The organism is Streptomyces sp. NPDC053426 (assembly GCF_055585405.1).
Genome location: NZ_JBVJKE010000040.1, coordinates 13,081 through 27,600, shown reverse-complemented (window position 1 = coordinate 27,600; position 14,520 = coordinate 13,081). Strand labels below are relative to the sequence as shown.

9 protein-coding genes and 1 pseudogene are annotated in these 14,520 nt (G+C 67.3%); 9 read left to right on the top strand and 1 reads right to left on the bottom strand.

The window, feature by feature from the left end; all coding sequences use genetic code 11:
- The first annotated feature begins 173 nt into the window (after nt 1–173).
- The 8 genes and pseudogenes from ACZ62B_RS38500 to ACZ62B_RS38465 all read left to right on the top strand — a co-directional run bounded on the left by ACZ62B_RS38500 (nt 174) and on the right by ACZ62B_RS38465 (nt 9,276).
- Complete coding sequence (locus ACZ62B_RS38500; protein ID WP_469693931.1) at nt 174–1,025, top strand: IS5 family transposase; 852 nt, start codon at nt 174–176, stop codon at nt 1,023–1,025.
- 32 nt (nt 1,026–1,057) lie between these two features.
- A pseudogene (locus tag ACZ62B_RS38495) lies at nt 1,058–1,237 on the top strand (GNAT family N-acetyltransferase); the annotation flags it as partial.
- Nucleotides 1,238–1,347: 110 nt separating this feature from the next.
- The gene (locus ACZ62B_RS38490) at nt 1,348–5,481 is read left to right on the top strand and encodes an NACHT domain-containing protein (protein ID WP_469693929.1); all 4,134 of its coding nucleotides are present in this window, start codon (nt 1,348–1,350) and stop codon (nt 5,479–5,481) included.
- A gap of 877 nt (nt 5,482–6,358) precedes the next feature.
- The gene (locus ACZ62B_RS38485; protein WP_469693927.1) at nt 6,359–6,946 is read left to right on the top strand and encodes a hypothetical protein; all 588 of its coding nucleotides are present in this window, start codon (nt 6,359–6,361) and stop codon (nt 6,944–6,946) included.
- A gap of 21 nt (nt 6,947–6,967) precedes the next feature.
- The gene (locus ACZ62B_RS38480) at nt 6,968–7,387 is read left to right on the top strand and encodes a hypothetical protein (protein ID WP_469693925.1); all 420 of its coding nucleotides are present in this window, start codon (nt 6,968–6,970) and stop codon (nt 7,385–7,387) included.
- Between the two features lie 253 nt (nt 7,388–7,640).
- A complete protein-coding gene (locus tag ACZ62B_RS38475; RefSeq protein WP_469693923.1) occupies nt 7,641–7,850 on the top strand; it encodes a hypothetical protein in 210 nt (69 codons plus the stop codon).
- Nucleotides 7,847–8,524, top strand: a complete 678-nt coding sequence (locus ACZ62B_RS38470) for a restriction endonuclease (protein WP_469693922.1) — start codon at nt 7,847–7,849, stop codon at nt 8,522–8,524. Before ACZ62B_RS38475 ends, ACZ62B_RS38470 begins: the two co-directional genes overlap by 4 nt.
- A 41-nt stretch (nt 8,525–8,565) precedes the next feature.
- Nucleotides 8,566–9,276, top strand: a complete 711-nt coding sequence (locus ACZ62B_RS38465) for a restriction endonuclease (protein WP_469693920.1) — start codon at nt 8,566–8,568, stop codon at nt 9,274–9,276.
- Nucleotides 9,277–9,404: 128 nt separating this feature from the next.
- Here the strand turns inward: ACZ62B_RS38465 and ACZ62B_RS38460 are convergent, their stop codons facing one another.
- On the bottom strand, nt 9,405–13,496 hold the full coding sequence (locus ACZ62B_RS38460; RefSeq protein ID WP_469693918.1) for a hypothetical protein: 4,092 nt from the start codon (nt 13,494–13,496) through the stop codon (nt 9,405–9,407).
- Nucleotides 13,497–13,822: 326 nt separating this feature from the next.
- Between ACZ62B_RS38460 and ACZ62B_RS38455 the strand changes: the two genes are divergently transcribed.
- On the top strand, nt 13,823–14,032 hold the full coding sequence (locus tag ACZ62B_RS38455; RefSeq protein WP_469693917.1) for a hypothetical protein: 210 nt from the start codon (nt 13,823–13,825) through the stop codon (nt 14,030–14,032).
- The last annotated feature ends 488 nt before the right edge of the window (nt 14,033–14,520 follow it).

Below are 14,520 nucleotides of genomic sequence, written 5' to 3'. Positions count from 1 at the left end.
CTGGGAACGACGAGACGACATCCACGAAGCCTTCCTCGGCCTCGCCACCTGCCTCATCACCCACCGCCACGTCCAACGCCTTTGTTAGGACCTCTAAGAGAGCATCTGATCTAGATAGTTGATGTTCTGGGCTGTTTGTGTGACTGGTGGCGTTGACGGTCGTTGCACCGCGTGTGAGTGATCGCCGTCCGTACCGCAGTGATGTGTCCGATGCCCGCTGGGCTCTGATCGAGCCGGTCTTCACGGCCTGGCGGGCGAGACGGACCGGCCCTGGTACGGCGGCCCGGGTGCACGACCTGCGGGAGATCGTCAACGCGATCTTCTACGTCAACCGCACCGGCATCCCGTGGGAGTACCTGCCCCATGACTTCCCGCCGTACAAGACCGTCTACGACTACTACGCGAAGTGGGAAGCAGACGGCACGACCCAGCAGGTCCACGACCTGTTACGCGACAAGACCCGCCAAGCCCACGGCCGCAGGGCCGAGCCGACCGCGGCCGTAATCGACGCCCAGAGCGTGAAGACCTCGGCAAACGTCGCCGAGACCAGCCAGGGCATCGACGCCGGCAAGAAGATCAAAGGACGCAAACGGCACCTGATCACGGACACGCTCGGTCTCGTGCTGGCCGTCCTCATCACTGCCACGAACGTGCACGACACCACCGGCGGCAAGCTCCTGCTCGACGACGTGGCCGCGAACCACCCCAGTGTGTCCAAGGTCTGGGCCGACGGTGGATACCAGAACAGCATCTTCAATCACGGTGCCCTGCTCGGCATCGACGTGGAGGTGGTGCAGCGGCCTCGAGCCAAGGGGTTCGAGCCGCTGCCGAAACGCTGGGTGATCGAGCGGACCTTCGGCTGGCTGATGCAGCACCGGCGCCTGGTCCGGGACTACGAAGCCCTGCCCCAGAGATCCCGGGCAATGATCCACTGGGCGATGGCTAACAAAATGGCCCGCGAACTGACGGGAGAATCCACGCCAACCTGGCGAATCGAAACGGACATGACCGCCACAACAGACTGAACAGTGATCAGATACTCTCTAAGGTGTTCCCCCTGGCTGGGTTCATCGCCGTCGCATACTCCAACTGGAACCGTCGGCTGACCATCGAGGACATAGCAGTCGCCCCACAGCACCGGGGCCGGGGAGCGGGCCGCGAGCTGATGGAACTCGCGAAGGAGTTCGTCCGCGAGCGGGATGCCAGCCACCTCTGGCTGGAGATCACCAACATCAACCAGAACTTGAGCCAGAATCCGTTCTCTCATGGACAAAGCCACCCTGTGGCTGACCTGTCCCACCGGGTACCGCACCGATGACGTTGCAACGTGTCGGAGACAATGACGGGATGCGATACGCATGGCGACGGGTCCTGGAAGCTCTGCCTGTTGAGGGACTGGACCAGCAGCAGGTTGTCGAGCGCCAACCGCGTGTGGGCGAAGAGACGTACTTCGGCGACGTTCGGGACGTTCCCGTGGTGGTGGTACTGGGGGAGCGGGGCTGCGGCAAGTCAGTCGCGTTCGAGCAGGAACTCTCCTGCCTGCTCGATGGTGCAACCCCTGCGACGCTGATCCATCTCGGTCAGGACGTGTATGACACGGCGACTGCGAGTACATGCCTGCGCCACCATCTGAATCCCGAGGGCGACGGAACACGTCATGTGCTGCTGGACGGCCTGGACGAGGGTCTGAGTGATATCCCAGCGCTCGACAAGGTGCTGCTGACCCAGCTCCGTGCCCTGTCTCCGGGGGAACGGCGCCAGCTCCGGCTGCGGATCGCCTGCCGTACGACCCGGTGGCCAGAAAACCTAGAGAGAGGCCTGCGGGACCTGTGGCCGGAGCCAGGGCAGATCGCGATGGTGACACTGGCCGCCCTCAGCCAAGCCGACGCCCAGTACGCCGTCGACCAGAGCGGCCTGGACGGGGCCGCGTTCATGGAGCATGTCCTCAGCCGGGGTCTGCAGGCTCTCGCGCAGCAGCCAGCCACCTTAATTCCCCTCATTACGGCTCAGACAGAGGGACGAGAGCTGCCCACCACGGTGGCGGAGGCCTTCGCGCAAGCCTGCCGCACGCTGTGCACCGAGACCTGGCCGCAGAACTTCTCACAGCGCCAGGAACGGCCCCCGGTGGACCATCTCCTCGACGTGGCCCGCTGGGCCGCGGCCGCCCTGCAGTTCAGCCGGTGCGCCGCGCTCGCCGACGGTGCCCGCCCCGGCCAGGGGGAACTGCACCTGGACACCCTGTGCGGCGATCACGTGCCAGGAATCGACGGGGCAACGACGTGCGGCCGGCATGAGCTGCTCCACCTCACAGAGTCAGGTCTCCTGGCTCCGGTGGGCCAGCGCAGATGGGTGTTCGCACACCGAAGCCTGCAGGAGCACCTGGCTGCTGAATACCTAGCAACGGCAGTGGAGCCAGCCGTGCGCGGCGAGTTGCTGTGGGCCGGAACCGGCAAGGCCCGCCACATCATGCCCGAGCACCAAGAGATAGCCGCCCGCCTGGCCGTCATCGACGACACACTCTTCGACGCCCTCCTCAAGCACGACCCGTACATCCTGCTCCTGGCCGACCTCCAAGCCCTGCCCACAGAGCACCGCCGAAGGGCAGCCCAGGCCATACTTGAGTCGGTACCGGACCAGGAGCCCTACCGCATCGGCTGGGACCAACTCGACCGGCTGAACCATCCGGACCTCGCCCCGCAACTACAGCCATTCCTAGCACCGCAGTCAGACCCGGACCAGCGCTACCTCGCCCTATGGATCATGGGGAAGTGCCGGCCTGCCGGCCTGACCCCACACCTGCTGGCCGTCGCAGAGGATACGAACGCGCCCACCCGCATCCGCGCCTTCGCCCTCCACGTCCTGCACGAGGCCGAGGACCCTGCGGCTGTAGCCCGGCTGCGCACCCTGGCATCCGATCCCAAGCCAAGCGTTGCCGGCGCAGCCCTCGAGCACCTGTGGCCGCACCACCTGTCCCTCACCGACTACCTCGACTTGCTGCCCGACCTCGATGAATGGCCCTGGCGCCTCACCCTCGACAGACTGGACAAGATCGTCGGCCAGGCCGGCGACCTCCTCGACTGGTCCCTCAAGGCATTGAAAGAGAAAAGCCCCAAGGCCGTCATAGCAGCCACGGTGCTGGCCACCTGCATCACCCAGCTGAGCCGTATCCCCACACAGCCGAACCCTCTGTTGGAACAACGGGCCGGACAAGCCCTCGTGGCACTCGCAGCCGACCGCGAACTCGCCTACCTCACCGACGCGCGCACCGCCTTCGAGTCCCTCAACAACGCCCTGCACAGCGCCCCGGAACTGCGCCGCCGCCTCGCCTCATACGTACTGCAGCACAGCGCCCCGGACAACGTGCTGCATCTCGCCCACCAGAATCCGGACACGGGCTTGTTCCCCGACAAAGATCTCCTGTACTGGGCCACCGCCTGGCCCACCCTGCCCCAGAAAACACGTACCGCGGCACGCCCTCTCATCAGCCACCGCCCACGACCTGAGGACACCGCGCTGCGCCAGGCCGTCAATGAGGCCCGGCAGACGGACGAGGACCTGAAACGGGCCACAGCCTGGTGGGACGGACCAGAGCCCGAATGGCAGCGCCGCAGCCGCCAACGCCAGGAAGACGAACGCCGCCGCAACACCTTCGACGAGCACGCACTGCGCACCGCCTTGCAGACAGCGCAGTCAGCCGGCCCGGACACGGTGCGGGAAGCATGGCTCGCTGTTCTAGGCCACCTGCACCGCACCACCCACGGCACACGCCCCCCAAACCCGCCCATGTCCCAGCCTTTGATCAACGCAGTCGCCCAAGCGCCATCCTTGCCCGCCCCAGCCAGCGACCTGTACGAAGAACTGACCAGGACCGCACTGCACGTGCTGGCCACGGTCCCCGTGTGGAACAGCCAGGACATGGACCCCTGGGGGCCGAACGTCACCGATGTACCAGAAGTGACGGCCTTGGGATTCGTCTCTCTTGACGAGGCATGCATCACCCTCGGTCACAATCAGGCCATCCGCTGGGCCGGCTGGGCCGTGGCTCTGGTCACGATGACGTCCCGATCACAGGAGACCGCACAGCACCGCACTCTCCTGCTGCACTGCGTCCAACAGGCCGGCCCTGCCTTCAATGTCGCACTGGAACCATGCCTCGACGTACTCGACACCCATCGTCTTGCCGAAGTGGTCCGCACTCTTGCGCAACTGCCGCTGCCATCAGCCTGCAGCATCATTCAGCGCTGGGCGACTGCCCCAGGCCGGCCAGCTGAATCCTGGGCCACAGCGCTGGCCGCACTGGCCCACCACGGCCACACAACAGCGCAAACACTCCTGACCGAAGCGGTGCAGGCAGGCCCCTACGGGGATCCTCACCAGCAGGAACGCTGGATCAGGGCCGTACGCATCGTGATGTCCTTTGACGTTCTGCTCGGGCTGTGGCCCACCATCCGTCGTCATTTCGACGATGCCCCGGAGCTCTGGGACGAAGTCATCGGCCGTACTGCCGCACATCTCACCCTCCAGCACCACTGGCCCGACGGCGTGGCCGCGCTCGGCGAAGCCGATCTCGCCGACCTCCACCGCCGCCTGCACAAACGAGAAGAACTCCAACGGCCCCGCCCCCAACACGAGCCCGGCGTCGCCTACTCCATCACCACGACCGACCGACTCCACGACCTCGCCGACAGTCTCCTCCAGCTGATAGCAGACAAGCGCACCCAGGCCGCAGCCGACCAGCTCCTCGCCCTGGCAGACTCCATGCCGCACCACGCCCGCCGCCTGCGCCGGCTGTCACTGCGCACCATGCGCCAAGCCGCCGAACGCCAGCTGCAGCCCCTGACAGCCGACCAGCTCCGACGACTTGCAGACGATCACAGGAAGCGCGTGATCAGCGACGAGGCCCACCTCCTCGACGTCGTCATGGAATCTTTAGACAGCGTCCAGGAAGCCCTCTCGGCGCCGAACGGACTAGCGACCCTCTTGTGGAACCGCAGCGCAGCAGCTGCCGGCAGCTCTTCCTGGTGGCCGATGTGGGAAGAAGACTTCAGCGACCTGGTGACCGGTCTGCTGAGGATGCAGCTTGAGCACCGGCGCGTCATCCTCAACCGTGAAGTGCAAGTCAACCGCCCCGGCGTCGGTGGAGGAGGCCGCACCGACATCCACATCCAGGCCGTCACCGCCCCGGACGACCCGACCCCAGTCACGGTTGTCATCGAGTGCAAGGGATGCTGGAACCCCACACTGCCCACGGCACTGACCGACCAGCTGGTAGCCCGCTACCTGCGCCACCCCCGCACGGCCGGCATCCTCCTGGTCGGATTCTTCGACTGCGACATCTGGGACGCCGACAGACGGCCGACCTGCTCTCCGACTCACAGCCGAGAGCAGATCGAACAGGAACAGCACAAACAAGCCGCAGCCCACCAACTTCCCGTGCAGGCCAAGGTGCTGGACTGCAGGCCACCAGGGCAGCAGACCTGACCATGAGAACTCACCGCCCGAACCGTCACCTTCCCGCCCGCCTGCCAGTCATTGGAAGCACAGGAACACTGCCGCTGATCACCAAGCGCCAGAGCACAGCTCTGTTCCGCACGCACGGTCTGGACCCGGCCGCTGTCGTCCGCCCTGATTTCATGCGCTCCAACGCCCCGAGGTTCCGCACGGATCGGGGCTGTGTCATAGAAGCGCGCCATCGTCGACGAGTACGAACAGGCTCGGAAACGGTGGCAGCGGACGCGGGAGGCGGGGAGGTGGATGGAGCAGCCGCAGGAGAAAGCGGAGCGGACCACTATGGAACTGGCCGTCCGCCGCGTGGCTGCCGAGTACATCACTCACCGCGACTACCAGGCGCGTTAGCACCTAATGGACGTCACGATCCAGTTCACGGCCGTTCCTGTGGAGGCCGATCGGCTGGTACAGGCGCAACACGGGCAACAGCGGAGGGCGCGGCCGTCGGTGATACGGCCGGCTTCAGCAGGCGACGCGCGTGTGGCAGCTCTGGAATGCAGGCGGGTCGTCGTCTAGCGCTTCGGCGATGGAGACAGCGGCGATGAACGCCAGCACCAGCACTGCCAGCCCAAAGAACACGCGGCGCTGCGAGGGCAGTCCGTCCTGCGACTGGCGGGCCGACGGCGTACTCGATCGCCGTGGGCTCCTCCATTGCATCTGCCGGGCCGGTGCGCTGTCCGGGTGTGTAAGGCCGGCATTCGCGTGTCCCGCCTCCTGGGCGTGCGCGGCAGCCGACCGGATCTCGTGACCAGGCTCGGCCCAGACCGGTTCTCCGCACCCCTTGCAGACGTAGCCAGGCATCCGCCCCCCTCGTGGCTCCAGGGACAACCGTAGCCAGCAGCCTGGGCCGGTGCTAGCTCTCTTCATCGACAAGAGCGACCGGGATGAACGAGACGTCGACGACGCCGGAGGCCCGGCGACCTTGCACGAGGCGCGGCGGATCACCGTCGACGCCTTGAAGGACATCCACGACCACCCGGACGTGCCGCGCCAGCATTTCCCGCGGGTCGCGCATGCAACTGGCGTGTGCACGCCAAAAACGTGGCCGCTTCAGGCCATGACGGAACGCCTCAGTGACTTCACGTTCGACCGCATCCGTATCGCCTTCGCCGGCGAGCATACAGATATCCCGCTCAGCCCTGAGGAGGCCTCAACCATGGATGACGAACCTACCGCGGCCACTGCGCCGCCCCCGCTCCCCATCCGCAGCTGGTCCACCTCAAGGGACACAGCTCTCGCCTACGAGAAACAGCAGATTGGCGACGGCAGGGTGTTCAAGCCCGGCGCACTGTACTGGGACGGCCCGGGGCCCTGGCCGCTCCAGTATGCCGATGAGATGCTGTTCTGCCGTGAGGGCGCAGAACTCGCCGGCGCCATCCAAAGCATTGCCCGGACCGGCGACTGCATCTCCGACGCGGATGTCATGTACCGGCCATGACGTGCCGGTGTCGAGGCCGTCATGCTCTTGGAACAGGAGGCACAGCTCGGCGTGTCGATCGACCTGGACGACATCGACGTTGAATTCGTCGACACCACCGGCCAGACGGCCGAGGACAAAGGCGACGTCATTCTCGCCGCCGCCGTCCCCTCGCTGAGCGCGCTCCACCTGGAAGACGGCAGCCGGGTCGCTTTCGGAGAGCGGGATCCCTCGCCGCCGTCCGCCGCCAGGGCGCATTGCCCGACCGGCTGTCGCGCCATCGTCCATGAAGCAAGGCAGTACGGACTTCCATGCGCAACCAGCTCACAAGACGGCGTCGATGCTGCAGTCGTGGCCAGGGGCGGCTCCGGCGTACGACAGTACAAGGCGTGCGCCCCGCTGTATCTCGCCGTTTCCGACCGGAATCCGTCTGACTTGGAGAGTGGCTGTTCCCGCAGGTGACAGCGTCTGCGACGTGCACGCCGCAGGATACGACCCAGGGCCGGGCCAGTTGGTCCTGCGGATTCAAGACTGCATACAGCGAGGTCAGCTCGTTGGAGGCTGCCGGCTTTACGCGTGCCGCATTCCATTGGGTGGCCGTGGCTGGATGAGGTCCTGCCTGGTCAGGCTGCCGTCGGGTGCTGTCAGTGCCCGCTGCTACACCGATTCCTGGGGACGAGCCGCATGCGGCGGCCGCCGACGGGAGGGGAAAAGCATGGCGAAGGCACCAGACGGATTCCACTACGTGCGCGGGCACATCCGCCGCACCCCGAAGCCCAGGAGCGCCAAGCGGATGAGCGGATGGATGATCGCCGGCCTGCTGGCGGGGGCCTGGCTGTGGGGGCAGGTGTTCGGTTTCGAAGCGACGACGCCCACTACTCCGGCGGAACCGAACCCGGCCGTCAGCGCACCGGCCGACCGATGAGGAGAGGATGGCGCCTGCGGCGCCCCCGCGGGCCGGTCGAGGTCGCATCAGCGGCCGTCGTGGCGCTGGCCGTGCTGGTGATGGTCGTCCGAACGGTCACCGTGTCGGCCGGCGTACTGGTCGATGCGTGGCCGGCACTGCTACCTCTTGCAGCACTGGGGGGAGTTGCTGCGGTGTGGCGGGTCAGACGAGCCGTGGCGGGCCGGCGGCGGGATGGGGCGCGTCTGGCTGCCTTGCAGATCACGCTCGCCGAGTTCGATGCCATGGACGACCGGCGTTTCGAGCATGCGCTGAGGGATCTGCTGGTCCGTGACGGCTGGACGGCCCGGAGGGTGGGTGGCGGTGGAGACCAGGCCGCCGATGTCATCGGTGACCACGCCGTCCTCGGACGGATCGTCGTGCAGGCCAAGCACACGCGCGTCGGCGGGAAGGTCGGCTCGTCGGTGATGTACGCGGTGAATGGGACGGCCGGCCCCGTTCACAGGGCGGACCATGCGGTGGTCGTCACCAACGGATTCTTCACTCGCGATGCCATGACCTGGGGAGACCGGCACACGGTCCACTGGATCGACCGGGGAAAGCTGCGGCGCTGGGCCGAGGACGGAACCGCGCTGCACGAACTCCTCAAGCTGCCTGCCCGTTCTCGCGGCAGCTGGTTCAAGCGGGCCGCCTGACCAGCAGCCGTCTCCGCTCGCGCCATCAGTTGGGGGGTGTGGTGTTCGACGAAGACGGGTCCTTGGATCCGACGCTGAAGTTCCTGCTGTACGCCGTCATTGCGCTGGCCGTCGGAAAAATGATCTGGGAATGGCTCACCGAGGACCTCAACCGGTTGATCACGAAGGACCTGTGGGGTCTGATCGCTGATCACCCCTGGTTGACGGGACTCGTCGTCGGCGGGCTCACCGTGCTCATTCTGCTGGGCACGATCTTGGCATCCCGGCCTGGCACATCCAAGTACGTAAGCTCCGACGATGCCTCCGCCGCGCAGGTCGGCGGCGTGGCTGAGCCGGAGGCGCTGACCTTCAGGATGAAGCAGCTCGCAGCGATGACCGCGACGGGCTTCGAACAGGCGTGTGCCGACCTCCTGGCGCGTGACGGCTTCCGTCGCCCCCTGCGAGTCGGTGGCGCAGGGGACCTCGGCGTCGACGTCACCGCACGCGACGACGAGGACCGTCTCCTAATCCTGCAGTGCAAGCAGTACCAGAATCCGGTCGGCTCCGGGCACGTGCAGAAGTTCAACGGGACAGCCCGGCCGCACCACGGAGCCGACATTCCCATCATGATTGCGCTCAACGGCTTTACCCAGCCGGCCATCGACTTCGCTCGGCACCATCGGCTCATCCTCGTGGGCCGACCAGAGCTGAAGAAGTGGGCTCACGGCCAGCACCTGTACGACGTCATCGGCATCCAGAACGCCACGCTGTAACCCGCAGCCGCCGGTTGGCCACTTTGGGCGGGTTGCTGCCTCTGGTGGCTCGGTGAGCCCGCTCGATCCGGCCCGCCAAATCGGGGGAGTTGACGGTGGGGAGGCTGGTTGACGGCCTCGAAGGGGCGTCAATGCCCACTGCCTGGTTGTTCGGCTGTTGTTTCGATGTCGTCGTAGACCGTGTCCCATCGCAACTTGGCGCCGTCGCGGCCTGCCCAGGAGGCGGTGCGGCGGGCGACGTCGCGGAGCTCGGCGGGCCATCGCGGGTCTGTGAGAAGTCGGTGCAGTTCCTCGGAGATGTTACTGAGAGCTTGTCCCGCGACTTCCAGCAGGTGCCGGGCGAGCTGGTGGTCGCGCGGGCCGTAGTCGATGAGCAGGTCGTAAAGATGGGAGCGCTCGCTGGCGAGGAGACGCAGGTAAGGGCGCCAGGGGTTCCAGGCGAAGTTTCGCCACCGGGCGGAGGGGCCGGATTCGGCGGTCGCGGCGGTGACGGCCGACTGCAGGAGCCGCTCGGCGTCTTGGGGACGTCCGGCCTCGTGCAGGTCGATGCACAGGCGGGGCATGACGTTGAACCGATGCGGCCACACATTGCCCGGCTGTGCCAGGTTGTGGCCGCGGGGCACGCACAGGTCGCCTGGCTTGAAGGCCAGCGAGTGGAGGTCCTCGAGGCCGAGGTCGTGGGCACCGTCCGCGAGTTTCTTGCGGGCGTCGAGTACAGCAAGACGGACTTTCAGTAGGTGGGCGGCGTTTCCGGCCAGCATGTAAGCCTCCTGCCCTCTTTGAGGCCGGACGATGGTGGCGGCCATGGTCGTGGCCCGCTCGACCAATTCGTCCAGGAGAGGGGTCAGGGTCGTGCGTGCGGTGGACAAATCCCACAGGGCAGGAGTGTCGGTGAGGGCCTGGGTCACTGCCTCCAGCAGCTCGGTCTGGGCGACGGCGCTCGTGCGTAGCGCCTTCAGTTGTTCGACCAGACTGCCGGGGGTGCCAAGCGGTGTGAGGCCGCGGCTGATCATGCGTGCGGTCAGCCGGTGCGCGGCCGCTGTGGCCTGGTGGTCCTTCTGTTCCATCAAGTAGGAGGCGGTGAGGCACAGTTGCCCGGCATGCTCGGCGGGCAGCTGTTTCTCACGGGCCCGGATGAGGCCGACGAGGGCGTCGGTGTTCTTGCGGTGCTCTGCGTCGCGGAGCAGCCAGGGCAGGAGCAGCTTTGGGGCTTCGGGTACGCGGGCGATGACCTCCTCGCGGGGCGAGGGGAGCCGCTTGCGCGGCTGCTGTCCTCTACGCCGACGCTTCTTCTTGTCCTTGTTCTCGCCGGGACTGTTCTTGCTCTGCTCCTGTTCGGGCTTTTCCGGCGTGGTCCCCGGGTCGTGGGGCGTGACACCGACGAGGAGGTCGAGGGCATGCGCGGCGAGATGGTGGCCGCCTGCTGCGGCGGCGACGGTCAGCTCAGGATCCCAGGGGGGCGTGGTCCAGGGCAGGAGAGTCTTTGTGCGCGGTTTCTTCGACCTGCGGTCGTCGGGCAGTGACGCGGCGACCACCGGAGCGGGCAGCCGCTGGCCTCCGAGAACGCCGAGAGCGGTCAGGGCCAAGGCTGTGGCGGGCGGCTGCGGGTCCTGTCCCACCTGCTCGTGCGACGTCTGAATACGGCACCACTCCCGTGCCGTACGGCCGGCAGGCGTGTCGCCGGCCATGAGCAGTGGGCGCAGGAGATAGCGGGCGATGGCCTTGCGGGTGTTGTCGCTCGGCGCGCAGGCCGCGGCGGCCGTCAGTTCTTCACGCAGCGTCGATGCGGCGATACGGACGCCGGGATGGCACAGGGTTGTGGCCACGCCGTGCAGGACGACGTGGTGGGTGGCGACGGGCAACTCGCCGCGGGCCAGTTCCTCCAGGCAGGCGTGCAGGGCCTGCAGGGTGTCCGCAGTGCGCTCGTGGGCCTGCGCGGCAGTCCAGCAGCCCGCGGCCGAGGCGATGATCTTGTCGATGTCCTTGGGGACCTCCTCCGGCACCTCCGCGAGGCGTTTGGGCAGGCCGCGGCACACATCACCGTACGAGTGGGGCCACTCAGCGGCCAGCTCGGCGAGCGTGGTGAGTGTGTGCTCCAGTGGCGCACCACGCCGTACGAAGGCGCCGTCGAGCATTGTGTCCATCACGGCGACGGTGGTGCGCTCCCGGCGGCCGGCGGGAGCTGTCGCGTCCTCCTCGTGCAGATGGCGCATCAGGATGGTCAGATGAGGCGCGAGGGCGTAGCGGGGGATCTCCTTGGCGGGCAGGCCGTGCAGGAAGGCCGCAGCAGTGGCACGCTGCTGCCGGATGAGGACCGTCAGGGTGCGAAGAACCTCGCGGCGCTGAGGGCCGTCGGCCACATCCCAGATCGCCCCGAGCAGCGTCGGCCAGATGTGCTCGGCCGGCTGACCGGTGGCCTTCAGGCATTCCAGGTAGTGCTCGGCCAGCAGCCTGCCGTTGTCCGGGTCCTTGACCAGAAGGACGGCGTCGGCCAGGGCGGCGTCAGGGGCGTGACGCAGTCCGGCGAGGATGCGCAAAAACGTCTCCCGCGCGACCGGTGACGAAGCCCGGGCCAAGGGCGTCAGCCGGGGATACCAGCGACTCGATCTGTGTGCGTGCGCCCGGTCGCTGTAGTGGAAGGCATGCCGGGTTGCCTCGGCGAGGTACAGATCCTGGGGGTACTCGGTGATCCGGCCCACTGCTGCCTCGAGCCCCGCAGGGGCCTCGGCGAGACCTCTGCCCGCGGCGTACTCGCCGATCGCCTGGTGATGGAAGCGCAACCGGCCGGAAAAGGGCTCGCCGAGTACCCCCCGGCGCAGCAGCAGGCCGATCCAGTGGTCCGCCCTGGCCTCGGACGCGGCAAGGCGGGACACAACAAGATCGCGGGCCGTCTCACGCCGGAGCTCGATGGTGCCTTCACGCAGGGTGGCCAGGCCGAGCTCGGCGGCGGCCAGGCCACAGGAAGTCGCCTGATCCTCCGGCTCTGCACCGGGCGCTGCCACCGCGTGCCGCGTATCACGGTCGACGCGCCGTGCCCAGTAGTCGTGGAAGAGACCGGCCACATCGAGATCGAATCCACTCGGCCCCTTGGGGGCGTAGAGGTCGAACACCATACGCAGGTGCAGCGGGTGCCGGATCAGCTCACCGAGGGAGAGACCGCGCGCGGCCGCGTCCGCCAGAGCCCGCCTCATCTGCGGCAGATCGCCCTCGTCGCGCTTTGCGGCGTACACCTTGGCGTAGGCGTCGACGGCCCGGGCGAGTTCGGAGCCAGGGGCCCAGCCGTCCCGACGGGCGTCATCGGGACCGGCGTCGTACCGGTCGAGGGGAATGTCGGAGAGGACTGAGGTGTAGGCGCCGGACTCGTGTTCCCTGTCCCTGCGCTGCTTGAGCAGACCGGCCTCACCCTTCCGACAGGCCAGGGCCACAGCGATGTTCACGGACCGCAGGACGGTGATAAGTTCGACGAAGTCATGCGCGGTTTCCGGCTGGTGCAGCAGCAAGTCAGCGGTGTCGAGCAACAGGACGATGCGGCATCGAGCGCCCACGGTCCGCTTGCGGTGCTCCAGCAGCAGTCCGGGTAGTTCGTGCGTGCGCAGGTCCGCGCCTCCGCCGCCACCGGCCAAGAGGGAGGTCGCGGAGAGCAGGACAAGGCAGATGTCCTGACGACGGACCAGGTCCTGATGCACCCCCCACAAAGAGCAGCTCTTGCCGACACCGGGCTCACCGACGACAGCGGCGGCCTGTCCCGGTGCGGCACCGGTCAGCTGGCGCTCGATGTGCTTGAGCACCTGATGCTCGGCTGTCCGCTCCACACGGACCTCAGCCAGCGTCACACGGTCCAGTCCCGGCCCGAACTGGTTCACGGTGACCGTCTCCAGAGACCGAAGCGCGCCTTCCTGCGCCTGCGCCAGGACAGGCAGCTTCCGCTCGATCTCCTGCCGGGTAAGGGTGTACGAGGCGGGCACCGCAGGTCGTTCACGTGAGCGCTGCTGCGCCGCTGCCTGCTCCTCGCCGCTCTCGGACAACGCCGTCGCGTACCGCTTCCGCAGCCCGGCGAGGTCCCCGTAGCCGCTGCCGCACTCAGGCGTACAGCCGGACCGCGCCCGGGCCTCCTCGCAGTACCGCAGGCCGGCTTCCCCCCATACCCCGCCCTTGCGGATCCAGGTGGAGATAGTCCCAGACGACACGTCGCACCACGAGGCCAGCTCTCCCGTGCGCATACGGCGTCCCTCGTAGCCGTGCGCGGCACTCCACATCCAGTGCTGCAGAGCACGCAGGACCCAAAGCCGATCCTCGCTCCAGCCCTCGATGTCCTGCCGCCACTTGACCTGCCGACCCGGACTCGCAGGATGCCATCGCTGTTCTTCACCGGCCAATTCTTCAACCCCCGGCGCAACTGAAAAACAACCACTCAGTGTTATCCGACCAGGTGGGCAGCGTACGCGAATTGCGCGAGCGGCTACCCGAGATCGGCTCCGTTCTGCACAACTCCTCCGTCGAGAACGCTCCTTCGTGCCGGAACAACCGACACGACCAGGAGGAACCCATGAACCTCGACGAACTGCTCGACCACGCGGCGGACTGGGCGGAGATCGTGGCTCCGTGGATGGGCATCAACCAGGGCCTGCGCCTCACCCGGGACGCCATCCGCTACGCCACGGTGCTGTGGATGACGCGGGGTTGCACGCCACGCGAACGGGCACTGGCCTTCGCTGCGATGCACCGATCACGCCGGGGCCGCCGCCGAAGCAGGTGAGCGCAACCCGCAGGGGCCAGGGCGGGAAGCCCTGGCCCCTGCGGCCAGTTCCCTCGGGTTCGGGCGGTGGGGTAGCGGCGGCCTTGGCCGACGATTCGGCCTGCCGACTTGTGGCCGAGCAGGCAGCAGCTCCCGGCGACTCCTCAAAGGGCTTTGGTGCACGTCGACGAAAACGCCAGCGGCCAGGCATGCCAGCCCACCCCCGACACGTGCTGCCGGCCATGCCCTCGCGCTTCGATCCCACACCAGCGGCACCCGCCCGGTGCCACGGTGGGGCAAACCCGGTAGAACGCGATATCGATCACGTCCTCCTTCCCCGTTGCATATCCTGCCGCCCACCACTGCCAATCCCTGGCAGCACCGCAGCCTGCAAGCTCACGCGACACAGGCGGAGGAACCCTTCACACCCAGCGCCGCACGCCCACCTGAGACACCGTTTATCAGGAAAACCACCCACAGCCCTCCCCGCAATAGTTACTGTCTGTGCT